Origin of the sequence: Bacillus sp. FJAT-27231 (genome assembly GCF_001183975.1) — a bacterium.
Taxonomy (GTDB): Bacteria; Bacillota; Bacilli; order Bacillales; family Domibacillaceae; genus Pseudobacillus; species Pseudobacillus wudalianchiensis.
In genome coordinates this window covers 4,114,918-4,139,025 of the sequence record NZ_LFZU01000001.1, presented here as the reverse complement: position 1 = coordinate 4,139,025, position 24,108 = coordinate 4,114,918, and the positions used below count along the sequence as shown (strand labels likewise).

The following is a 24,108-nucleotide window of genomic DNA, read 5'->3' as shown; positions in this document are numbered from 1 at the left end:
TTTTCTAGACAGGTCAAAGTAACTGATTTATTTTATTGTTTACTAAATTGCTTTTTTACAGGCATTTTCCAATCATTTTATTTTTTTCGACAATTTTTTTCAAAAACCTGTTGTCAGACATTTAACTATGTGATAATATTAACAACGTTGCTAAGAACAAGCACTAAATACGAGCCATTAGCTCAGTCGGTAGAGCATCTGACTTTTAATCAGAGGGTCGAAGGTTCGAGTCCTTCATGGCTCACCATTTTTATTAGGATGGCCCCTTGGTCAAGCGGTTAAGACACCGCCCTTTCACGGCGGTAACACGGGTTCGAATCCCGTAGGGGTCATTAATTAGAAAAGCGCAGCCGACTGCATTGGGGCGACAAGCATAAGACAGGCTGATGGAATGGCGTTTTTCAGCCATGTAGTCAGATTGGCTTATGACCCCGAAACCCAAGAAGGCGCAGATAGACAAGAAAAGCGAAAAGCGCTCGTTTAGCGCGCTAGCGGATTGGAGCTCTTGACGAGGAGTTGTTTTTGAGACTCCGACAGAGAGAACGAAATCAGCGTACGCGTTAGCGCCTGCAGATAGACAATGCAATATACTTTATACGGTCCGGTAGTTCAGTTGGTTAGAATGCCTGCCTGTCACGCAGGAGGTCGCGGGTTCGAGTCCCGTCCGGACCGCCATTTTAATAACCGTTTAATTTAATGAATCCTATTTTCCCAGATGACGGCCACTACTTCATGAGTTTACTTCAATGTTGGCCGCATCATTTTTTATAACAATCTAGTAGCCTTAAAGTAGAGAGCACTTGAGTTGTACAACATACTTTATTACAGCTCAGTCGGTAAGCACGATCGAATCATCTTCGAAGCGACGCTTCAGCAAACGGTTCGGGTTGCTCCTTGCGTTCACTTCCCGAGAGCGGGTTGATGGACAAATGAATATAGTTTTATGACATACTCTTATTATGGCTCAGTAGCTCAGTCGGTAGAGCAATGGACTGAAAATCCATGTGTCGGCGGTTCGATTCCGTCCTGAGCCATCAAAGAAGCATTGCGACGATGATAACTCTCGCAGTGCTTTTTTTCATACAAAGAAAAGTTTCCAGTTTCCTGAAAAAGATGAAAACCGGTGCTTTTCATGATAAAGTTATTGAGGAGCTATTCAATATCGTATAGATACAGGGTCGTTTGTCTTTACAACGGCCTGTTTGTAGTAGTGTTTTCCACATTCTGTTTAAATGTTAGATCAAACTGTTTTCTAAGGAAAATATGATAAAATAGTAGAATCATCTTTTCTAAAATTGAATGCTGTGAAACTGAAGAAATGAGGAGAAGAACATGCAAAAGAAAATATTAGTCGTAGATGATGAGAGGCCCATTGCTGACATTCTACAATTTAATCTAAAAAAAGAAGGTTATGACGTTCACTGTGCTTACGACGGTGACCAGGCAGTAGAAATGGTAGAAGAACTACAGCCTGATTTAATATTGCTTGATATCATGCTTCCGGGACGCGATGGAATGGAAGTGTGTCGGGAAGTAAGAAAAAAATATGAAATGCCAATTGTCATGCTGACAGCAAAAGATTCAGAAATTGATAAAGTGCTCGGTCTGGAGCTTGGGGCGGATGACTATGTAACGAAACCATTCAGCACGAGAGAATTGATCGCCCGTGTGAAAGCGAACCTGCGCCGCCATCAGGCAGCTCCTCCGCAGTCAGAGGAAGAAGAAGACACGAATGAAATTTCAGTGGGAATGTTAACGATTCATCCGGATGCCTATGTTGTCTCTAAACGTGGTGAAACGATTGAATTGACACACCGTGAGTTCGAGCTTCTTCATTATTTAGCGAAGCATATTGGACAAGTCATGACGCGGGAGCATTTGTTACAGACCGTGTGGGGCTATGATTATTATGGCGATGTCCGCACCGTCGATGTGACAGTCCGTCGCCTTCGTGAAAAGATTGAAGATAATCCAAGCCACCCTTCATGGATTGTGACAAGAAGAGGGGTAGGTTACTACTTGCGCAATCCTGAACAGGAGTAACGTTCATGAAAAGAGTTGGCTTTTTTCGGTCGATACAACTAAAGTTTGTGTTAATTTACGTATTGCTTATCTTGTTTGCGATGCAAATTATCGGTGTTTATTTTGTCAAGGAGCTTGAGGAGAAGCTCCTGACAAATTTTAAAACCTCTCTTCAAGAGCGCGTAAATCTTCTTGAATACAATCTAAGAGAAGAAATGCTGAAAGAGAGGACAGAAGAAACACCGACTCTTGAGCAGGATATCCGGAGAATATTAGAAGACTTTGCAGCACCGGATGTGTCGGAGGTTCGTGTCATTGACCACCGCAGCCGCATTATTGGCACGTCTGACTCGAATAGGCAGGGGATTATTGGTCAGAGGATTACAGATATTTCGGTGAAGCGGACGCTTTCCCTCGGTGCAGAAGAAGATAAAATGTATATAGACCAACAATCAAATAAGAGAATTTGGGTCTATACTTCTCCAATTATTTCTAATAGGGAAGTCATTGGGGCTATCTATTTAATTGGCAAAGTTGAAACTGTGTTTGGCCAGATGGAAGAAATCAATGAAATCTTGTTTTCGGCTACTGCGCTTGCTTTAGGTCTAACAGCTATACTTGGTATTTTGCTAGCGAGAACCATTACTCGTCCTATTACTGATATGCGCCGGCAGGCAGTGGCATTAGGAAAAGGAAACTTTTCGCGTAAGGTAAAAGTGTATGGACAGGATGAAATTGGTGAACTGGCGATTACGTTTAATAACTTAACGAAACGGCTGCAGGAAGCCCAGGCAACGACAGAAGGAGAGAGAAGAAAGCTGTCTTCTGTGCTCTCGTATATGACGGATGGAGTCATTGCTACTGATCGAAAAGGCCGTGTGATTTTAATCAATGAACCAGCATCAAAGCTGTTAAATGTTTCACGTGAAACGGTTATTTCACAACATATTACTAATTTACTCGGCCTTGAAAAAGAATATACCTTTGATGATTTGCTAAATGAACAAGACTCGATCATTTTAGATTACAGCAATGATGACCAGCCATATGTACTGCGGGCTAATTTTTCAGTTATTCAAAAAGATACAGGCTTTGTAAATGGTTTGATTGCAGTCCTTCACGATATAACGGAACAAGAAAAAATTGAAATGGATCGCCGTGAGTTTGTTGCGAACGTGTCTCATGAATTGAGAACACCGTTAACAACGATGAGAAGTTATTTAGAAGCATTAGCAGAAGGGGCATGGCAGGATGCCGATATTGCTCCACACTTCTTAGAAGTCACGCAAACCGAGACAGAGCGGATGATTCGTCTTGTTAATGACTTATTGCAATTGTCCAAGTTTGATAGCCGTGACTATCAGCTAACGAAGAAAGACGTCGACTTTACGGAGTTCTTTAACCGGATCATTGATCGGTTCGAAATGACGAAATCGCAAGATGTTACCTTTAAACGTAAATTACCGCGTTATCCAATTTACGTCGAAATAGATACCGATAAGTTAACGCAGGTGATTGATAATATTATTTCTAATGCATTAAAGTATTCCCCAGAAGGTGGTCAGGTTACGTTTAAAGTAGAGGAAAAAAGCGATAAAATTGAAATTAGCATTCGCGACCAAGGAATGGGGATTCCAAAGAAGAATCTCGATCGGATCTTTGAACGCTTCTATCGTGTCGATCGGGCACGTTCCCGCAAAATGGGCGGAACTGGTCTAGGATTAGCGATTGCAAAAGAAATGATTACTGCCCATGACGGCCACATTTGGGCAACGAGTGTTGAAGGAAAGGGAACGACCATTTTCTTCACGCTTCCTTATGAAATGTCTCAAGAGGATGATTGGTTATGAAATATGAAAATTTGAAATCAATTGGGTTAGCGCTGCTCGTGGCAATCAGCATTATCCTGACCTTAAGTATATGGAACTACCAACCAAATTATGAAACGATTAAGAGAGATAACATTCACGAAGTATCTTCTATTAGTGAAACGAAAGAGGCCTCCCACTTAATAAAACCTTCTAAGGTGCTGTTTCACAAGGAGGACGAGCATTACGGATCCACAAGAGATCTAGAAACAGACGAAATTATGAAGGAAATGCAGAAATGGACATTTACTAATACAGTAGATGTATCTAGTAGTTTAAGCCCGAAAGAGTTTGAAGAACTCCTCCATGGAGAAAATCGTTTGGAACTCATTTTTTCTGCTTTTATTCCTTTTTACACGATGAGTACTATTATCTCCTTTGAAGATGATTCTGTACCAAACGCCGTATTTGACCGGATCATTATTACAGACGTGGACACGGGGGAGAAGAGAGCCAATGTCTATTTTGTCTCAACAAGAGAGCATCTTGTTTTCCGTAGTCAAGTATCCTCTCAAAATCTTTCTGCGTTTAAAAAGCAGTTTATTAAAGATGCTGAAAAGTGGGAAGTGTACGTTGAGTATCCACTTGCCGCAAATGAAAAGTTGTTTCTTCCAAAAGAGCAGCCGATATTATCTAGTTACAAATATTTGCCGGACGATATTAACATAGAGGACTTTAAAGACTTGCTGTTTAGTGATCCAAGCTTAGTGAAAAAAGGTTCAAAAGCAAATGGTGAGGAGTATACCGACGGCTCTACATTAATGAAAGTTGATTACGAGACGAAAATGATTTTTTATGTAAATCCGGCCAAAGAATCTGAGATTAACAGTCCAGGGAGCTTACATGATTTGCTGGACAAGAGCATTAAGTTTATTAATGAACATAGCGGATGGACAGATCAATATCGATTATTCGAAGCCAATCCTGGATCTTCTACAGTTGGTTACCGGTTATTTAAAAATGGATTGCCTGTGTTTAATAAGCAAGGCATGGCAGAAATTAAACAAGTATGGGGACAAGATAAGATTTATCAGTATACTCGTCCTTATTTCACGTTGGATATTTCTCTCCCATCGGAAGGAGAGGAGGTTACCTTGCCTGATAGTGCTTCTGTACTAGAACAAGTGAAAAAACAGCCAGGGTTTGAACCTAAACTGCTAGAGGACATGACAGTAGGATATCAGTTATTGCCAGATCCTCAATCATCTAAAATTCTTGTTCTTGAGCCTGCTTGGTTCTATAAATATGGAGGCCATTGGGAATACCTCTCATTTACTAAGAAGACGGAGGGAAGCGTCCATGGATTGGAGTAAAACGAAAACAATCTTTATTACAGTTTTTCTCATTTTGGACATATTTCTCTTGGCTGTATTTTTAAATAAACATAGTGCAAGTCAATTCGAATTTATCAAAGAAGCCTCCATTGAAGACAAATTAAGATCTTATAACATCGAATATGGCAAGTTACCCGAGGAAGTAAGTGAAGAGTCTATTATCACCGCTAAATCAAAAAGTTTTACTAAAAAAGAGATTAGTCTCCTGCAAAATCAAAACGTTAAGCTTTCTGACGACCAGACCGTTTTAGAAAGTTATTTGCAAAAGCCAGTCAAGCTTGGTGAGAAAAAACTGGATGATCTTAAATCCTTTGTTGAAAATAATGTTCTTTTCGGTGATCAATACCAATATTGGGAGCTTGATAACGAAGAAAATAAAGTTATTTTTTATCAGCATTATAAAGATAAGAAGCTATTTGAAATTAAAAACGGCAAGCTCGAAGTAGGTTTGAATAGTAATGGAGAAATTACTGATTACAGGCAGACTATGCTGGAAGATCTCGAGGAAAATGGCCAAGAAGAAACTATTTTGTCTGCCCATCAAGCCATTCAGACACTATACAAGAACGGTCTAATTAAGCCTAACAGTAAAATTTCTGATGTAGAACTTGGCTACTATACTTTTGTGCACTTAACAGAATTACAAGTACTATCGCCTACCTGGTACTTTAAAATTAAAAACGGCAATAAAACAGAAAAGATGTTTGTGAATGCTTTCGACGGATCGATTTATAAGAATGAGAAAAACAGCTAATGATAGATGGAGTGAAGCAACATGACTTTGCGTTTTAGCGTTCTGGCAAGCGGCAGTACAGGAAATGCTTTCTACGTGGAAACAGAGGATCAAGCATTTTTAGTAGATGCCGGATTGAGCGGCAAGCAAATGGAGGGGCTGTTTGCTTCCATTGACCGTGAATTAAGGAACTTAACAGGTATCCTTGTGACACATGAACATAGTGATCATATTAAAGGGCTTGGTGTACTGGCCAGAAAATATAAACTGCCAATTTATGCGAATGAAAAGACGTGGAAGGCGATGGACAAGTTAACAGGCAATATCGATACAGAGCAAAAATTCACATTTGACATGGAAACGGTGCAAAGTTTCAGAAATTTGGATATTGAGTCATTTGGTGTATCTCACGATGCAGCCGAGCCGATGTTCTATGTTTTCCATCACGAAGGCAAAAAACTAGCGTTAATTACGGATACAGGCTATGTCAGTGATCGGATGAAAGGCGTCATTAAAAACGCGGACGCCTATGTATTTGAAAGCAACCACGATGTTCAAATGCTTCGTGTGGGCCGTTATCCGTGGAATATTAAACGCCGTATTCTAGGTGACTTCGGCCACGTATCGAATGAGGATGCTGCGATCGCCATGAGTGACGTGATTGGTGACCGGACAAAACGGATTTATCTGGCACACTTAAGCCAAGATAATAATATGAAAGACTTGGCAAAAATGAGCGTAACACAAACGCTTGAAATGAAAGACATGCCGGTCGGCGAACAATTTGAACTCTTGCATACCGATCCGAAAGTACCGACCTTGCTAACAGAGCTTTAACCTATAAACAAAACCGCCTGAGTGCTGAATCAGGCGGTTTTTTTATAGATTATTGTAAAGGAAGGGCCTGACGGTATGGCATTTTTGTTGAATTTTTTGACTAGAGCGTTATAATTTGTGCTACATGGGGAAAATAACTGAAAGTATGTAGTGGAAAGGGTGAGGGTGTTTGGGCTATTATGATGATGACAAAGCCAATGGCCGATATCAGCGCGGCCCCCGGAAAAGCGGTTATTTTTTAGCTAGTCTGGCGGGGCTTATTATAGGGGCGCTGCTTGTAATTTTAGTGCTTCCTAAGCTGGCTGATTATAATGCATTACCAAATGAACAAGAAGATAAAAACGTACAAATTGAACCAAATAAGGAGCAGCCAAAAGGGCAAGAGGTTTCGCTCAATGTTACGACTGATGTGACCAAAGCAGTGGACAAAGCACAGGATGCAGTCGTCGGGATTACGAACATTCAATCCGGCAGCTTTTGGGAAGGGGAATCTGCCCAGCCAGCCGGAACAGGTTCTGGTGTTATTTATAAAAAAACCGGTGACAAAGCATACGTAGTCACGAATAATCACGTTGTCCAAGGTGCCCAGCAGCTAGAGGTCACTTTAGCGGATGGAACGAAAGTCCCTGCAAAGCTTCGTGGTACAGACATTTGGAGCGACTTAGCGGTCGTTGAAATAGACGGAAAAAGTGTAAAGAAAGTAGCTGAGTTTGGTGACTCGGACGCATTAAAAGCTGGAGAGCCTGTCATTGCAATCGGGAATCCGCTCGGTTTGGAGTTTTCCGGATCAGTGACCCAGGGAGTGATCTCAGGGCTGGAGCGTGCGATACCGGTTGATATAAATGGTGACGGTGAAGTGGACTGGCAGGCAGAAGTTCTGCAGACAGATGCGGCAATTAATCCAGGTAACAGCGGCGGTGCCCTCGTGAATATTGGCGGGCAGGTTGTTGGCATCAATTCTATGAAAATTGCCGAGCAATCAGTAGAAGGCATCGGTTTATCCATCCCCATTAATTTTGCAAAACCCATTATCAATAACTTAGAAACTAAAGGCAAAATGGTACGTCCGGCAATGGGTGTGACCCTTAGAAACGTTAATGAAATACCAGCCTACCATCAGCAGGAAACGTTGAAGCTTCCGAAAAACATTACTGACGGAGCGATGGTAGAACAGGTTTATCCTAATACGCCAGCTTCAAAAGCAGGCTTGCAGGAATTTGATGTCATTGTGCAGCTCGACAACCAAAAGATACATGATATTTTAGAGCTTCGTAAATACATGTATAATAAGAAAAAAGTCGGCGATAAAATGGAAATCCATTTCTATCGCAATGGAAAATTGAGAAAAGAGACAATGACCCTAACTTCTGAAGAAGCACTGTAATGAAAAGACGCAGAAAAGCAATGATGCTTTTCTGCGCTTTTTCGTGATAAACTATACAAGCAAAGGAGCGGATAGAATGATTTATTGCTGTCAGGAACATACAGAGCTAGCATTAGATGTAATCGTAGATGAATATGAAAAAGCTCCAGTCATCGAGAAAGTAGAAGGCGAGAAGCGTTCATGTGAATATTGTCAAAAAGAAGCGGAATATGTAGTAGCAAACTAATATTCTCCCTACAAGATGTGGATAGTTATTGTGAGTATGTGTATAACTTTTCGGAAAAATAGAAAAAATACCTGTGGATAAGTAGAAAAGAGCGACTTATACACAGGTTTGCTGTTTTTCAGGGCTATTTTGGCACCAGATGATTCGTTGTTTTTCGATAGGAATCGCCTCTTGGTGTAAAATTGAAATTCAGTTTGAAAATTCGGATAAAAATAGATGAGAATTTTCAGATTTGTGGATATGTGGATAGTTTTGTGGACAACCTGTTTGTAAAGTGAGGAAATGCTGTGAATATTACAATCGTAACCGTTGGAAAGCTAAAAGAGAAATACTTAAAGCAAGGAATTGCCGAATACGTCAAACGTCTTTCCGCTTACGCCAAAATCGACATCATTGAAGTCGCAGACGAAAAAGCCCCGGAAGAACTAAGTATAACAGAAATGGAGCAAGTAAAACAAAAAGAAAGTGAACGAATTCTTGCTAAAATCAGTCCGGATACTCACGTTATCGCTCTGGCGATTGAAGGCAAAATGAAAACATCCGAAGAACTCGCCAAAAACCTCGATCAGCTTGCCACATATGGCAAAAGCAAAATCGCCTTCATCATTGGCGGCTCACTCGGCCTCCATGAAGACGTTATGAAGCGGGCGAACGACACGTTATCCTTCTCGAAAATGACGTTTCCTCACCAGCTGATGAGGCTGATCTTAGTAGAACAGATTTACCGGAGCTTTCGGATTAATCGGGGGGAACCGTATCATAAGTAAGTGAGGTTTTTTACAGGAGTAGTTCGTGTATTAACGAGTTCTCTTTTTGGAAGGGAAAAATTAAATAGTAGAAAATAGCACTGGAACTAGCAATTTTTCAGCATAAAAAAGGCAACTTAAATAGTTGCCTTTTTTATGCTGTACTGAATTAAAGAATTATATTATGAATATGGCTGCCATACCCTTAATAATTTTTTGAAATTGTATTTACCTAACTTTTGGTCTTGGTTTGTTCCCTTTGCTTACCCTATCTCCATAATGACAACAATCACAATAATAGTGGGGAAAAAGGGAATTGAGGAAAGGCTGTTAATGTTTTTACTAAATTAATACAAATGGATTCTCACACAGTTGAAAAACTTTCAATTTATTATGAGCTCCGTGGGGATGTTTATAGACAAATGGAAGATGAAGAAAATGCATTGATGGATTATGATGCTGATGTCGAATCAAACCCGTTAAATGATAGAGCGTTAGCCAAACAGGCTTTAATCATAAATAATGATAAATAATTATAAAAAATCATAAAAAACCTGTATTTACATTATATAAGATAGATTCTAAACTATAAAAAAGCAGAAGATTTCAAATAATAATATAATTAGAATCAAAATTAGATTTAAAGAGGTGAGCAGAGAATGTTGGTTAAAGATAGCGTAAATAAGCAAACATTACAGAAGCTGAAAGAAAAGTTAGATAAGGGTTTAATGCCTCAATGGGCAGTGACAGATAAGGATATTTATGAATTGGAACGCAGACAGATTTTTGGTAAAACATGGCAATTCCTAGGTCATGAATCTGAATTAAAAGAGCCCGGAAGTTATGTGACGCGTTGGATTGCGAGTGATCCAGTATTACTTGTGAAAACAAATTCCGGAGAGATTAAAGCTTTTCTAAACTCCTGTACCCATAGAGGGGCACATCTATGTACGGCTGATTTCGGAAAAAAGAAAACGTTTACTTGTCCCTATCATGGATGGAGTTTTAACCTTGAAGGGGAACTGGTTGGTGTCGTATCCGGAAAAAAAGTATACGGAGAAAAAATGATAAAGGACGAGTGGGGGCTGCGTCCAATTCCGAAAGTTGGAATGTACCAAGGGTTGATATTTGCAAGCTTGGATCATCAAGCCATGCCTTTGGAGGATTATCTTGGGGATATGAAATGGTATTTAGACATCCTGTTAGGCAGAAGCGATGGCGGAATGGAAGTTAGAGGCGTTCCTCAACGTTGGACAGCACAAGCCAATTGGAAGATGACACAAGAAAACTTCGCTTCAGATCCATATCATGTTCAAACGAATCACCGGTCCACTGTTGAATTAGGAATCAGCCCAAGTGACCCGAATTTTGCAAGCTATGGCCATCAGATCGTTTTAGGTAACGGTCACGGCCTAAGTATTATGACGTCTGCAACAGGCAAATCACCCTATAAATATCAAACATTGCCTGAATCGATGTGGCCAATGTTTCAACGAAATTTAAGTCCTGAACAAAATGAAATCTTTTCAAATGCGACCGTTTTTGTCGGTGGTATGTTCCCTAACCTTGCTTTCGACAGTCCAGTGCATGGGATGGAAGGCGAGATGATCAACTACTTAAATCTTCGGATTTGGAGACCTTTAGGGCCTGATAAAGTAGAAATATGGTGTTGGTTCTTAATTGATAAGGCAGCACCCGAAGAATACAAGGAGAAAGCATATAAGTCTTATGTCGGTTCCTTTGGTCCCTCTGGAACATTAGAACAGGATGATACAGAAGTTTGGGCTCGTATTATTCAAGTAAGCGACGCACTCATGATGGAAGATAAAGAATTAAGCTATAATAATGTCAGCAATTACCTATTGGGAGAAGACGTATTTGAGCCAGTTGAAAACTTCCCTGGACCAGGTGTTGCTTACCCATCTACTTATACGGATAACTTAGCAAGAAGTATTCAAAAACGTTGGTTCGAACTAATTTCAAAAGGTCTTTTGGACGAAGAGGAGGATAGCCAGTGAGCATGGAATTACAATTTCCAAACACTCAAGTGAATTCAGAATTACAACATGAAATTACTCAATTTCTATATCATGAAGCCTATTTGTTAGACCACCATATGTATCAAGAATGGCATGATTTATTAACCGATGATATTATATACCGCATGCCGTTGCGTGTGACAACGGAAAGAAGAGATGGTTCGAATATCGTTGATGATATGACATATTTTGAAGAAACGAAAAAATCCCTTGAGACGAGGGTGAAACGGCTTTATACGAAGTCCGCGTGGGTTGAAGATCCGCGAACAAGGCAGAGGCATTATATCACCAACATCATGATAAAGCCTGGTGCTAATTCTGATGAATATAACGTCCGAAGCTATTTTTACTTCAAACGCAGCAGAGCTTCCGAACATCAAATAGAAGAAATTATTGGCGAGCGGGAGGATATCATTCGGAAAGTAGATGGGCAGTGGAAGATTGCTGCAAGGACAATCATTCCTGATCAGACAGTATTAACGGTTATGAATTTGAGTATGTTTTTGTAGAATTGTGCCATTTCGAGTCTCCCCTGGTGATGACGCGAACACCTTTTCTGTATAATCTGATCTTTGGATTCGAATTTGTTGTAAAAAATTTGGATTAAGGGTGCAGAGGTATGCCGCAATACAGGTACATTTATCTGAATAGTTTGAAAAAATGAGGCCATGCTTTTAGGAGCATGGCCTCATTTTTTATGTGCGCCTGACATGGACGATAACTTGGTGATGAAGGTCCACTACAGGCTTGGCAGTAGGAACTGTTAGTCAACTAAACGTTTGCTTGCCATCGAATAATTCAACATGCTTCGGTTATGATAATACTTGATATTGCTGAATAACATTCTTAAGGGATAACGGAGGGAATAAATATGGTAAAAGACTCAAATGCACACAAAGAAAAAAGAAATGATACTGATAAGCAGCCAAATGAACAAAGAAAAAAGAAAGGGAGATCAAACGCTCGCGGAGGAAGAAATTAAACCATTCTGTTAAAAATAAGAGCCTGTCACCGCTCGTAAGCCACCAAGCCCATTGGGTTAGATTCATCTGCAAATTACTGTGACGAAAACAACTATCCTTTTCTGATGGAGCTATGGGTAGTTGTTTTTAATTTTTAAAATTCGCATCTCTAATGATGGGTCAAGACATATGTTCATCTATGTTTAACAGCCTACATAAATTATGGTTATGTGATGAAAGTCAAAACGTATTGGGGTGCCATTGTGAATTTTAATCCTAACCAAAGTCAAGAAAAAACAATAAAAGATTTAAGGAAAAGGGCGACACGTAGAACAATGGTCATAAATGAAGAAACCTATAACAAAATGGAATAGGGTAAGATAGAAACCAAAAATGATCTTGCGAAAGCGCTCGTTAATGCAAACTTACTAGTTATTAAAAAGGAGGATTCTTTAACTCAAGTAGGTCAAGTAACCTTATAAAAAAGTCGGGCCCAGTTATTGAATAAAATAACGGCCTAAAAGATTACCAACTAGAAAGATCAGTATAAAGATTAGACTGACCGGGATACTAGTAAATATCAAATGCCAGTCCATCTGTCCATATTCAGCTAAAGAATAATACGTAAGGAGGCAGTAAGGGATAAGGAGGAACAATGACGTTATGATGCCAGGCGTGTAGCCCCTAAACATGATGGTTTGAACAATATGCATGAATGCCTGCAAAACAAATAAATTAAGAATGGCTATAAATAAAAGAAAGCCCCTTCCATTAGATGAAAAATGGGCGGTCATCAATGTAATGAAGGAAATAAACAGTAAAATCCATGTAGCCGAAATAGCAAGCTGGGCAGCGGTTGAACCTGTTTTCTCCCTCATTCTTAATGCAAGTTTGACGAAGTTAGTTTTCGGATAATGGCCTTTGTTTGCAGTCATGGAAGATTCAATGGTTATGATTTCTTCTAAGTCATGGAAAATAAAAATGATGGGAAGCAACCATATTAATGTGTTTAAATTGAAAAATTGTTGGAGAGTTCCTAGCATCCTTTGTCTCCCTCCTTTTTAGTTGGTTAGATTCCGTTTTCTCCAATACCTGCTGTCTTCTGTCGTTTCTCCATTTTGCGGGGCAAGAGGTAAAGTATACCGAAAAATCACTCAAGAGATTTTTTTAGCAGGCTATTACCTTAAAGATTGTGCTTTTGAATATAATTTTACACATAGCAGAATGAAGTGGAAGATACTCTGGCTGCTAAGGGAAGCAGAGGAAAGTCCAGACGCCAAAGGCGAAGCTAAGGAAGCTCAACTTCCTCCCCAGGGAATCTTGTGTCTGGAGCGCAATGGAACGAGCATGTTACTTCAGGATATAAAACAACAAAGCATGCCTTTTAGTAAATAAATTGTTAAGTAGTATTCTTCTTATGTGACAAATCCGTTAGAAGCTGCCCGCCAGCTAATTTTTGATAATGGGCAAGGGAAAGCAATGGAAAAACATATTCGTAACAATGATAATTAATATAAAAGGAGCCTGCCATTCCCCTTCCTTTTGGATAGGTCGTCGTCCAATTCTTTTCTTTTTTATCCACTAAAAAAGCTGCACCGTTCTTAATTTCAGGTGTTATGCTAGTTGCGGCTAAGATGAGTGTGTCAAGGGCCCAAGCGGTATGAATGCGGGTACTTTCGCCCAACGGCACATAACAGTTTTCGATATCACTTTTACAGGATTCTCCCCAACCACCGTCGGGATTTTGAATTTTTCGCAACCACGCTAGTGCCTTTTGAATAGCTGAATGATTTGTAGGCACCCCAACCGCAATCAATCCCGTTACAGCCGCCCAAGTACCATAAATATACACGCCCCATCGTCCTACCCAGGAGCCATCTGAATTTTGATGCCGCAACAGCCAACGAATTCCACGTTTCACCATGGGATGATGGTGATCCAAATGCGTATAGTTTCCGAAGAATTCTAAAGTCCTTCCCGTTAAATCAACCGTCGACGGATCAATCAGTAAATCTTTTCCCCCTTCTATCGGTAACAAGTTCAACACTTTTTTATCTACATTCTTTTCAAATGCAGCCCAACCGCCGTCATTGTTTTGCATGGAAATGAGCCAGTTTATTCCACGATCCCATGCTTGCCGGCAATCCACTTGCTTTATGGCCAAAGTACGTATCGCTCGGAGTGCAGCTGTTGTGTCGTCAATATCTGGGTGGAACGTGTTCATGTCCGCAAACCCCCAACCTCCCGGTAACAGGTTCGGTTCATGAATGGCCCAATCCCCGTATTTGAGATGCTGACGGGAGAGAATGTAATTGTTTGCCTTTTGTATAGTGTTGAATGAATAGGGAACTCCGGCTTCTTGCAGAGCATAATTGATTAAAGTCGTATTCCAGACTGAAGCAGTCGTGTACTGGCAGTGAAGTTCCCCGTCAATTCGGCAGGTCATCGCTTTTAATCCTTGTACAGCACGAGTAATCACCGGATGTGTATTTGGATACCCCCTCGCCAGTAAGGCATAAATCATGAGAGAGGTCGTGCTGAAATAATTAACATAGGTGCCGTCCGGTTCGATTCGGTCCAGCATATATTTTTCAGCACGAGATAATGCCAATTCACGAAGGTTTACGTGGGATTTCAGACCCTTAATTCTCTGTTTAATCAATTTGATCATCGAGCGGGCCTCTTCCTCTTGATTCTCTGTAAAAAAACAAACATCTTTTTTTTGAAACAAATCGGAGAGATTGGGCGATCGAGGCGTTCTCTTACGGAAATTCGTATTGGCGAGAATTAAAAAAGGGATAATGTTCGCTCTTCCGTACACGGAGAGATCTAAAAGGTTAATTGGAAAGGAGTCTGGTAAAAGCATCACTTCAATATTAATGGGAAAGTGCGGCCACGCACATTGTCCTGTTAGGGCCAACAGAATTTTCAAAAACATATGGACTTCCGCGGCCCCTCCGTTGGCCAAAATAAACCTTCTTGCTGCTTGGATTTCCTCGTCTTTTGAATCTCGATAACCGGAATAAAGAAGAGCATAATATGCTTCCACAGTGGATGTTAGATTCCCTTTTTCCTCATCATGAAACAGCTTCCAAGACCCATCTTCCTGCTGTCTCCTAGCGATACGTTGCACCAATTCCTTTATGTACTCCTCATCATTTATCTCCAATGTCCGTAATAAGATAATCATACTGCAGTCCGTTGCAATCCCGGTCTCGAAAGGATAATGCCAGGCCCCGTCCTCTGATTGGTCTTGGACCAACTGATAGGCGATTCTGTTCATTTCCTTATATACCCGATCCATCATTTTACCTATCCTCCCCCAAAAATCCCCCTTTTTATCATTCATATTCCGTGAGCAATATGAATATGCTCCTTTGATGGGGAGATGGGAACAGTCAAAATGCTTTGAAAAGGATGATGCCGTTTTGCTGGACTCTTTATCAGATGTAAAAAAAGAATTGAAAAAAAAGATGAAGAAGAAATCTGACTATCCTCTGCCACGTTTATCAGAAAATGATAAACAATGTATTGGCCTTATAAGAGAACAGACGAAACAACTTAACCAAAACAATGTAACACGGACGCAAGCTTATCTGCAGTTTTACCTTCAGTATCCTGAAATACATTGGGCTCTTCTTGGACACCTGATATCGCGAAATGTCGGTTGGAACATGACGGACTTAAAAGGGGAATTGCTGACGAAACTTCTGCCTGAAAGAGATCAGAAAGCTTTTTTTTCCTTTTTAGAACGTGGCAGTTGGTTGATTTTTCGAGATGTATATCCTCAATTTTCGGTTTATGATCTGAGTGTGAGGGAGAGCAAAGAAATGTTCCACCTTTTGCCTTTCTTTTACACTTCTACCTTCATGGAGACGATGTGGCGTTATTTTTGGCGCAGCGGGGATAGCTATACGTTGGCAATTGCGATGGTGATAAATGAACAAAGCTATTTGGAAAAAGGGTTGATTCAAAATCATCATTTCAAAAAAAATGTAACCGGTACGGTCAGTTTCAAAATGTATGAGTTTTTGCGACTGAATAACATTCTATTTCCCTGCTATGCAGGGGAAAAAGTGGAGAAAGCTTCACTTGTCGGTGCCACCTCACGGCACTTCACTTCGCTCCACGAAAGAATTTTATTCGGAAAAAAATTGTACTCCATTCTTTTTCAGCGCGAAGAGATTCTGGAGGGGGTCTTGAAATGGGCACATGAATGCCCTCATACCGGCTCAAGGAAAGATTATTGGCCTGATTTATTTAATGATGTAAATGAATCTTTACCCCGTTCCCTCTATAAAAGACGGGTCAAGAATTGTTTGTTAAGAAAGGGTGCTAAGCGGCTGTACAGTCCGTCTTTAAAATACGCCTGGCCGAATACCCCTCATGAAGATACGAAGAGTGAAGATTGGTTTGAGGATTGGCGTGTTCTGGATTATATTCATAAAGAAGCTAGTTTCAACGGTGAAATTTTAAATAATTATTGCAAAACCCTTGAAACAATTGAACTTGCGGTTATGGCGAAGGAAGCCCTTCTGTTACGGGAAGAATAATCATTAATGAGTGATGGTCCTAGTGTTGTTTAAATGGTGGCAGTGTAATGTGGAATCATTAATATATAAAGGGTTATAAAAATTCATTATAAAATATGAATTTTTAATATGTTTTTCAGCAGTTGATAAAAAAACTGCTGGTATAGCAGGTGCGGTGAACCGTACCATAAATAAATGGGTTTTTTAGCCAAATGCCTCTCCTTAAGGACGGGGGGGCTAGATTAATATAAGATTTTCTTAGCAGAAGTAAAAATAATATGAATATAATTATTTCACTATCATGATGATACTGAGATGAATATTAAAGCGTTTCCGCTTTTGCTCTTTATTAGGCTTTTTGTTTTTCAGGTTCTTTTTTCGAAGTATTCTTTGACTAATTGATCAATTTCCTTTGTTAATTCCTCAACCATAGTTTCCTCCGGCACTTTGCGAAAAATTTATCCTTTATGGAATAAGCCTTTACCACGCGTTCCTCCAATTCCGGCATCAGCTTCTTTTGCTTCCCCAGGGCCATTTATAACACAACCAAGTACCGAAACTTTAATCGGTGCTCGAATAGTGGAGATATATTCTTCAACTTCATTTGCGATGCTGATTAAATCAATTTCAATGCTTCCACATCATATGTTTTTGACATTATCATGCTTTGAATGAAAAAGGTTCGCAGGCGAGAGATAGATGTAATTTTAGAGTATACATAACATAAGCTAGCTATTATTTTTTTATGAATAATATTATATGAAAATATTATATAAAGTTGAGGAAAAACCTTAATTTTAAAGGATTATTCCTACTTGCTTTGCCCCCTGCCACTTGATTATGTTAAAAAACTATGTATACAATATAAATACAGTAGAAAATAATTTATAAAAAAAGGAAGATATTTTCTTTTTTTTAAAATGCTCAAAAACGCACATTCTGCTACCCCCTTAAGCTAGCATTCAATTAAAAAGGGTGTAATTGGATGTGAAAATAAAACGAAGGATGGGGATAGGAAGAAAATTGGGGACAGGATGTGGAGAGCACCATGAAAGGATGATTGCATGAGTGCAGATCTAGCGAAAGGTCTCCATGAAAAGGAAAAAGACATAGCACAAGGTCTCCAAGAAGAAACGGATTATTCATATGATAAGGTTCCGGCAGAAAAACGGAATATGGGATGGTTTAGTGTTACCAACATCACGTTTGGTATTGCCACGGCGATTTTTTATTTTCAAACAGGTAGTGTAATGGCCCTTCAGTTTGGTGCGATGAATGCGATTATTTCAGCGATTTATGCCATTGTGATTGCAGGTGTCTTAGGTACAGTAATTGCCTATTTATCCGCGAAGTCAGGAATGAACGTAAACCTTATGTCTAGACAAGGGTTTGGTTATATTGGTGCTTCGTTAACCTCATTAATTTACGCATCTAATTTCATCATGTATTGTGCCTTTGAAGGGATGATCCTCGTATCAGCAGTACATGCATTTTTCCCCGAAATACCACTATGGCTTTTGATTGTTGTATTTGGATCCATTGTCATTCCACTTAATTGGTTTGGTATTAAACAATTGGATAAATTACAAAAATGGTCATTACCAATCTTCTTTATCTTTTTAATTACTATTATCATTGTCGCAGCCACTATACCATCACAATATGCTGGACACTTTTGGACGTATATGCCAGATGGTGTACAAATAGGTGGAACAGCTTTACTATTATGTATTGGAATGCAGCACGGGATTATGGGATTAACAGCTTTAATTGCGTCTGACTATGCGCGCTTCCTTAAACCTAAAGATATAAAATTGGGATCGATTATGATCGGATTTATTCCACAAATTTTTTGTTTTGGTATCATGGGGTTACTTGGAATATGGTTTGGAGTCCGGTTAGCTGAATCCAATCCAGGTATATACATTGTCACCATTCTCGGACTTGGTGGAGTTCTTTTCACGATGTTAACCCAACTACGTATTAACGTGACAAATATTTATAGTGCTTCCCTATCATTGTCAAACTTTTTTGAGAATGTATTTCATTTCAAACCGGATCGCCGATTTTGGGTTGTTGTCGCAGGCGTGGTGTCGATGGCGCTCATGCTTGGTGGCATCTTAGATTATTTAGGAAGTGCAATGACATTCCAAGGTGTTCTCTTAATGGCTTGGGCTGCTATTTTGGTCACAGATGCATTAGTCGTGAAGAAGCTGTTGAAAATTGGACCGAAAGAATATGAAGCGAGACAAGAAAAATTATACAAATGGAATCCTATTGGGGTTTTACCATTAATTGTATCAAGTGTTCTTGGAACAATTGCGGCATTAGGCTTTATGGGGACATTCTTGCAAAATACAGCCACTTTCTTTGCGGCCGTGTTAGCGTCACTCCTTACTATTGCAGTAGCTATCTATACAAAGGGGAGATACTACAGTAAAGAATCTGTGGAAACCAGTGTAAAACGGCAAAAGGAGCGAAAAAGTCAATATACACAAGAGAATTACCAATTGGCAAATACAAATAAAAGTAAATAATCCAAGTTTGATCAAGGTTCCTGCTAGGATAAGCGGGACCTTTTGATGTTTGAAAGCTAAACAGGTAAGAAACCGCACCTTAACATAGTATAGTATGGTGCACCTTATCGTAAGTAAGTAAGGTTTTATTTAAGATTAAAATATAGTTGGTGAATTCTATAAGCGGGGAATGAAGGACAACTCTTTGCAGAAAAGTTGTATAAAAGTCCCTCAACAAGTGTAAGGCTTCACTTTAATATTGCATGGATAGCCTTACCGTAAATAGAGGTAGTTTTTTTGAAAGATTCCTCTATGAGTAAACAATCGCTATTCGGTTTAAAATATTGTAAAAGAAAGGAGGCAGCCCTTTATGCACTCAATTAACAAAATAGGTAATAGTTTTTGGTACATTACTCCAATATCGGTGACCGACCGGCCCATTCTAGGGATGGTAGTGGGCACTAACAAAACATTAATGATTGATGCAGGTAACTCGGAAGATCATGCAAATTATTTTATAGAAGAACTTTCAAAAAAAGGGGTCCCTAATCCTGATATGGTTGTTCTTACTCATTGGCATTGGGATCATATTTTCGGTCTTTCAGCATTACCCCATGCAGTTTCTATTGCTTCCAAAGAAACAAAAAAAGAAATGGAGAAGCTAATCCCGCTTTCATGGTCAGACGAGGCATTAGATGCACGAGTGAAAGAAGGATCGGAAATTGAATTTTGCGCGAATGCAATCAAGGAGGAATTCACGGATCACCGAGATATCAAGATTGTCTTGCCGGATTTAACTTTTGAAAAACGAGTGGAAATTGACCTTGGTGGGATAACTTGTATCGTGCAACATGTTGGAGGGGATCACGCTGCAGATTCAGTCATCGTGTATATTGAAGAAGAAAAGATTCTCTTTCTGGGTGACTGTATTTATCCTGATATTTTTTCCGAAAAAGAAAACTACACAATCAAGGAAACACTGCGGCTATTAGATGAATTAGAATCCTTTGACGCAGATACATATATACCTTCGCATCAAAAGCCGATTTCAAAAGAGGAATTTAATAAGGAAGCTGCTAAGCTTAGAACCATTGCGAAATATACAGAAATTTGCGGTGGTGATAAACAGAAAATAATGGAGGAATACGAAAAGTACGTAAAAAGGGGACTGACAGAAGACGAAAAAGAAACAATCGCTGACTTTGTAAATGGTTATTAAATGATCCTTGCGTTTAGCAGGGGTTTTTTTATGAAATTTGCTTTTCTGTGATTGCCAAATCAGAGCCCCTTATCAAATTCTTTGCCGACTTTTTTATCCTGATATTGTTTTAGCAAAGATTATGAAAAAACTTGAAGATGCCTTAATGTTTGATGAGGAAATGAAAGATCTTTGAATGGAATTACATTATTAGCAAAAGGCAGTGGTTCATTCCCACTGCCTTTTTGAAGTAAGGACTCTAATGCGATTAGAACTATGTCATTAAAGGCCGTTGTTTTCCATTTCAACCACTACGCCGGGGTTACCTAGCATGTGTTATAAAATGAGACTAACGATGATGCCTGAAAGTATGCTTACAAGTGTGGCACCATATAACAGTTTCAACCCAAAGCGCGCAACGGCATTTCCTTGCTTTTCATTCAGACTTTTAACCGCCCCGGTAATAATACCGATGGATGAGAAGTTGGCGAAAGAAACCAGGAATACAGAAAGAATTCCGAGTGTGCGGTCACTAAAGTGATGGTTACCTCCTGATAAATCCATCATCGCGACAAATTCATTGGTCACCAGTTTAGTCGCCATAATCCCTCCAGCACTAACCGCCTCTGATGAAGGAATTCCCATAATAAAGGCGATTGGAGCAAAGAGATAACCTAGTAGCCGCTGAAAAGAGATGTTAAACAATAGCTCAAACACATGGTTGAATCCTGCCATTAAAGCAATGAACCCGATCAGCATGGCCCCAACGATAATGGCAACCTTAAAACCATCAAGGATATACTCCCCGAGCATTTCAAAAAAGGATTGCTTTTCATGCTGTTGTATTTCTAATAGATCTTCATTTGGTTTTATCTCGTACGGATTAATAATAGAAGCTATGATAAAACCGCCAAATAAATTTAAAACTAGGGCCGTAACAATATATTTTGGCTCCAGCATCGTCATATAAGCACCAACTATGGACATCGACACAGTCGACATTGCCGAAGCACATAGAGTATACAAACGCTGTGTCGAAAGCAGGTCGAGTTGTTTTTTCAATGTGATGAAAACCTCCGATTGTCCCACCATCAGCGAAGCAACTGCATTATATGATTCAAGTTTACCCATTCCATTGACTTTACTTAATAGCAATCCAATTCCCCTCATGAGGAACGGTAGAATTTTCAGATGTTGAAGAATACCAATTAATACAGAAATAAATACAATTGGCAACAATACATTTAAAAAGAATGGAGCCTCTCCCTTGTTCGCCATGCCGCCAAATACAAAGGAAACCCCTTCGTTTGCATATTCGAGCAGTACGCTGAAAATAGTGGCTATTCCCTTGATGATGACTAAGCCGTATTCTGTATTTAACAGTAACACTGATAAAATAATTTGAATGAGAATCATTGTGATAATGGGTTTGACTTTTATCTCTTTTCGATTGGAACTTGCCAACCAAGCCAAAAACAATACAACAAAAATACCTAAGATAGCAATAACATATCGCATACGTAACCTCCTGATGAATTTAAACAATATGGGCACGCTTCCAGTGAATTTACCACTGGTAAGGTTACCGCTAGAATAGTAACCTCTTTTATTCATGATTACAATGGATATTTTGTCCATGTTTCATAAAAGTAACACAAAAGCTCGTCTAACAATGGTTTGTAAGGGCAGTAAATTTAAGGAGATTATTTTTATGCAACTACCTATTAACTAGAATGCCCTAAATGTTGAAAGAGATAGGAAGGATTTTTATAAAAGTGAAAATAACATTTATACCAATTTGTTCAAGTTGAATTAAATGATGTCTCAGTTTATCAGGGGAGACTTCATCGTGATGTATAACCTTATGCCTAGGATAAAGCATTTTCAGGCAATAGAAGGAAGCAGCAAAAGCAGACGGTTTTTTTCCCCTTCTTTATTTAAGAATCATACAAAAAAGGTTTGTAGTGACCTATACCCATGAATAATGGCCACTTAAAAAAAGTCCCTTACTCAGGTGTGGCTATGTCTATAGGCTGGAAACCTGTTTTTAGTGCAAAGAGAGGGACTATATGAAAACCGGTTAAAAAACTTATTTAAATACATCGCAATGAACTATAACATAACTAACGATAAAATTTTAATTGGCTTAATTGGGATATTTGGTATGATGATTATGCAGGCCCAGGATTTGTATAAAAAGTTGAAATGTAGTTTCATCATCGATTTATGATGGGCTATAGAAAGTTGTTTATGGAGAAAGAAATAGCTGCTTCAAGGTGAAAATGCTGAGTTTTGTTTAAGTCGTACGGGGTGTATAAATACGAAAAACAGATTATCTACCTTTTCAATTTTATAAAGGTGAGGAAGTACAAGTTCATTATGAAAAGAAATAAAATAAAACTAATTTTTGTCTTATCTATTATGCTGTTGTTGTTTTTTACAAGTTTGAATATATATACTTCTTATTTAAAAATCAAAAGGACGGTTGAAGAGTCAATTGCAAATCAAAGTGTGGAAGCGGCAAAGTCAATTGCTTCTTCGATAGATATAGAAACGTATGAGCAGTTTTTGCTTAACCCTGTAAAAAACGAACCTTATTGGGAACTTAGAAGCTACTTAAATGATGCGAGGGAAAAAATAGGGGCCTTATATGTTTATACCCTTGCGATTGACAATCCAAAAGTAGCAAAAACCATGATCGTGGGGATGCCGGAAGAGGCAAAAAGAAGTTTTCCGATAGGAGAGGTTTGCACAGTACCGGAAAAGCAGGTTAAGAAAGCCTATAAAGGAAAGGCATATGTCACAGGAGTCATTAAGGATGCCAAGTATGGAGATTATTTATCTGTTGGAGCACCTATAAAGGGTCATGACGGAAAGATTATTGGCTATTTAGGGATTGATATTGGAGCTGATATGCTGGAGGATATCGGAGGAAAAGTAATAGAAAACAGTATTTCTATCCTTGTTTTTAATGGTGTCTTCGTATTCATTGTGTTACTATCCTTTTTTATGATGAATAAATGGTATCAAAAAGAATCCGCAAAGGAAATTGAGGAGACAGAGGGTACTTACCAAACAGAAATTAGAACGTTAATCTCCTCTGTTCAATCTTTAAGACATGACTTTATTAATCATGTTCAAGTATTGCACGGGCTTCTCAAATTAGAGAAGCAAGATCAGGCATTAGACTATGCCGCTTCCTTATTTAAAGAAGTTCAGGCTATTGAATCTATAAAATTAAATGTAGATAATCCTGGACTCGCTGTATTGTTGCAAACGAAGAAACTTTCTGCTCAAAATTATAATATTGATATTCAATTTACAATCTCTAGTCATCCATTTAATACGATCAAAACAACGGATTTAATCAAAGTATTATCGAATTTAATTGATAATGCCATTGATGCAACAATCGAGCTGCCTGAGGATGAAAGGAAAATAGACATAGTATGTCGAGCAGATGTAAATCAGTATGTATTTAAAATTACCAATACAGGACCAAAGATTAAGGATAAGGAAAATATCTTTGAAAGCGGATTTTCGACGAAAGAAGCAGTGCCAGGAAAAGCAAGAGGGCAAGGTTTATTTATTGTGAAAGAAGTCGTTAATAAGTACGGCGGGCGTATCTCCATCGATTCAACTGAATTAGAGACTGCCGCCGTAGTAGAAATCCCCAAATGAGGAAAATTAGACTGAAATGCTAGTATATAC

At 39.1% G+C, this 24,108-nt stretch carries 17 protein-coding genes, 4 tRNA genes and 1 pseudogene; 18 read left to right on the top strand and 4 right to left on the bottom strand.

Annotation, left to right across the window (positions count from 1 at the left end; all coding sequences use genetic code 11):
• The first annotated feature begins 171 nt into the window (after positions 1-171).
• The 14 genes from AC623_RS19785 to AC623_RS19725 all read left to right on the top strand — a co-directional run bounded on the left by AC623_RS19785 (position 172) and on the right by AC623_RS19725 (position 11,698).
• Positions 172-247, top strand: a tRNA-Lys gene (locus tag AC623_RS19785).
• Positions 248-260: 13 nt separating this feature from the next.
• Positions 261-332 (top strand) — tRNA-Glu (locus AC623_RS19780).
• 266 nt (positions 333-598) lie between these two features.
• Positions 599-675 (top strand) — tRNA-Asp (locus AC623_RS19775).
• A 286-nt stretch (positions 676-961) separates the two neighbouring features.
• Positions 962-1,034, top strand: a tRNA-Phe gene (locus AC623_RS19770).
• Positions 1,035-1,332: 298 nt separating this feature from the next.
• Complete coding sequence (gene yycF, locus AC623_RS19765; protein ID WP_049665891.1) at positions 1,333-2,043, top strand: response regulator YycF; 711 nt, start codon at positions 1,333-1,335, stop codon at positions 2,041-2,043.
• Positions 2,044-2,048: 5 nt separating this feature from the next.
• Positions 2,049-3,872, top strand: coding sequence for a cell wall metabolism sensor histidine kinase WalK (walK, locus tag AC623_RS19760; RefSeq protein WP_049665890.1), 1,824 nt, complete (start codon positions 2,049-2,051; stop codon positions 3,870-3,872).
• Positions 3,869-5,203, top strand: a complete 1,335-nt coding sequence (locus AC623_RS19755; RefSeq protein WP_049665888.1) for a YycH family regulatory protein — start codon at positions 3,869-3,871, stop codon at positions 5,201-5,203. Before walK ends, AC623_RS19755 begins: the two co-directional genes overlap by 4 nt.
• The gene (locus AC623_RS19750) at positions 5,190-5,978 is read left to right on the top strand and encodes a two-component system regulatory protein YycI (protein ID WP_049665887.1); all 789 of its coding nucleotides are present in this window, start codon (positions 5,190-5,192) and stop codon (positions 5,976-5,978) included. Before AC623_RS19755 ends, AC623_RS19750 begins: the two co-directional genes overlap by 14 nt.
• A gap of 21 nt (positions 5,979-5,999) precedes the next feature.
• Positions 6,000-6,794 carry an MBL fold metallo-hydrolase gene (locus tag AC623_RS19745; RefSeq protein ID WP_049665885.1) on the top strand — a complete coding sequence of 265 codons (795 nt, stop codon included), beginning with the start codon at positions 6,000-6,002 and terminating at the stop codon, positions 6,792-6,794.
• Between the two features lie 169 nt (positions 6,795-6,963).
• A complete protein-coding gene (locus AC623_RS19740; protein WP_049665883.1) occupies positions 6,964-8,178 on the top strand; it encodes a S1C family serine protease in 1,215 nt (404 codons plus the stop codon).
• Positions 8,179-8,254: 76 nt separating this feature from the next.
• Complete coding sequence (locus tag AC623_RS21295; protein WP_082174495.1) at positions 8,255-8,404, top strand: CxxH/CxxC protein; 150 nt, start codon at positions 8,255-8,257, stop codon at positions 8,402-8,404.
• 287 nt (positions 8,405-8,691) lie between these two features.
• On the top strand, positions 8,692-9,171 hold the full coding sequence (rlmH, locus tag AC623_RS19735; RefSeq protein ID WP_049665880.1) for a 23S rRNA (pseudouridine(1915)-N(3))-methyltransferase RlmH: 480 nt from the start codon (positions 8,692-8,694) through the stop codon (positions 9,169-9,171).
• Positions 9,172-9,809: 638 nt separating this feature from the next.
• Positions 9,810-11,168: an aromatic ring-hydroxylating oxygenase subunit alpha gene (locus AC623_RS19730; RefSeq protein ID WP_442853545.1), complete on the top strand. Its 1,359-nt coding sequence runs from the start codon at positions 9,810-9,812 to the stop codon at positions 11,166-11,168.
• A 2-nt stretch (positions 11,169-11,170) separates the two neighbouring features.
• Positions 11,171-11,698: a 3-phenylpropionate/cinnamic acid dioxygenase subunit beta gene (locus AC623_RS19725; RefSeq protein ID WP_231603677.1), complete on the top strand. Its 528-nt coding sequence runs from the start codon at positions 11,171-11,173 to the stop codon at positions 11,696-11,698.
• A 950-nt stretch (positions 11,699-12,648) separates the two neighbouring features.
• On the opposite strand, the gene AC623_RS19720 is transcribed toward AC623_RS19725, so the two are convergent.
• Entirely contained in the window at positions 12,649-13,194 is a 546-nt protein-coding gene (locus AC623_RS19720) for an HXXEE domain-containing protein (protein WP_049665878.1), read from the bottom strand.
• Between the two features lie 356 nt (positions 13,195-13,550).
• Positions 13,551-15,458 carry a squalene--hopene cyclase gene (shc, locus tag AC623_RS19710; RefSeq protein ID WP_049665871.1) on the bottom strand — a complete coding sequence of 636 codons (1,908 nt, stop codon included), beginning with the start codon at positions 15,456-15,458 and terminating at the stop codon, positions 13,551-13,553.
• Positions 15,459-15,531: 73 nt separating this feature from the next.
• Between shc and AC623_RS19705 the strand changes: the two genes are divergently transcribed.
• Positions 15,532-16,704 (top strand): DUF2515 family protein, encoded by a 1,173-nt coding sequence (locus tag AC623_RS19705; RefSeq protein ID WP_049665869.1) that lies wholly within the window; start codon positions 15,532-15,534, stop codon positions 16,702-16,704.
• Between the two features lie 344 nt (positions 16,705-17,048).
• On the opposite strand, the pseudogene AC623_RS21290 reads toward AC623_RS19705, so the two are convergent.
• Positions 17,049-17,324: pseudogene (locus AC623_RS21290) on the bottom strand (flavodoxin-dependent (E)-4-hydroxy-3-methylbut-2-enyl-diphosphate synthase); the annotation flags it as partial.
• 423 nt (positions 17,325-17,747) lie between these two features.
• Here AC623_RS21290 and AC623_RS19700 point away from each other — a divergent pair.
• The gene (locus AC623_RS19700; RefSeq protein ID WP_049665867.1) at positions 17,748-19,220 is read left to right on the top strand and encodes a purine-cytosine permease family protein; all 1,473 of its coding nucleotides are present in this window, start codon (positions 17,748-17,750) and stop codon (positions 19,218-19,220) included.
• Between the two features lie 349 nt (positions 19,221-19,569).
• Entirely contained in the window at positions 19,570-20,418 is an 849-nt protein-coding gene (locus tag AC623_RS19695; protein WP_049665865.1) for an MBL fold metallo-hydrolase, read from the top strand.
• A gap of 315 nt (positions 20,419-20,733) precedes the next feature.
• Here AC623_RS19695 and AC623_RS19690 read toward each other — a convergent pair whose 3' ends face one another.
• The gene (locus AC623_RS19690; RefSeq protein ID WP_049665862.1) at positions 20,734-21,915 is read right to left on the bottom strand and encodes a NupC/NupG family nucleoside CNT transporter; all 1,182 of its coding nucleotides are present in this window, start codon (positions 21,913-21,915) and stop codon (positions 20,734-20,736) included.
• 861 nt (positions 21,916-22,776) lie between these two features.
• Here AC623_RS19690 and AC623_RS19680 point away from each other — a divergent pair.
• Positions 22,777-24,078: a GHKL domain-containing protein gene (locus tag AC623_RS19680; RefSeq protein WP_049665859.1), complete on the top strand. Its 1,302-nt coding sequence runs from the start codon at positions 22,777-22,779 to the stop codon at positions 24,076-24,078.
• Positions 24,079-24,108: the final 30 nt, after the last annotated feature.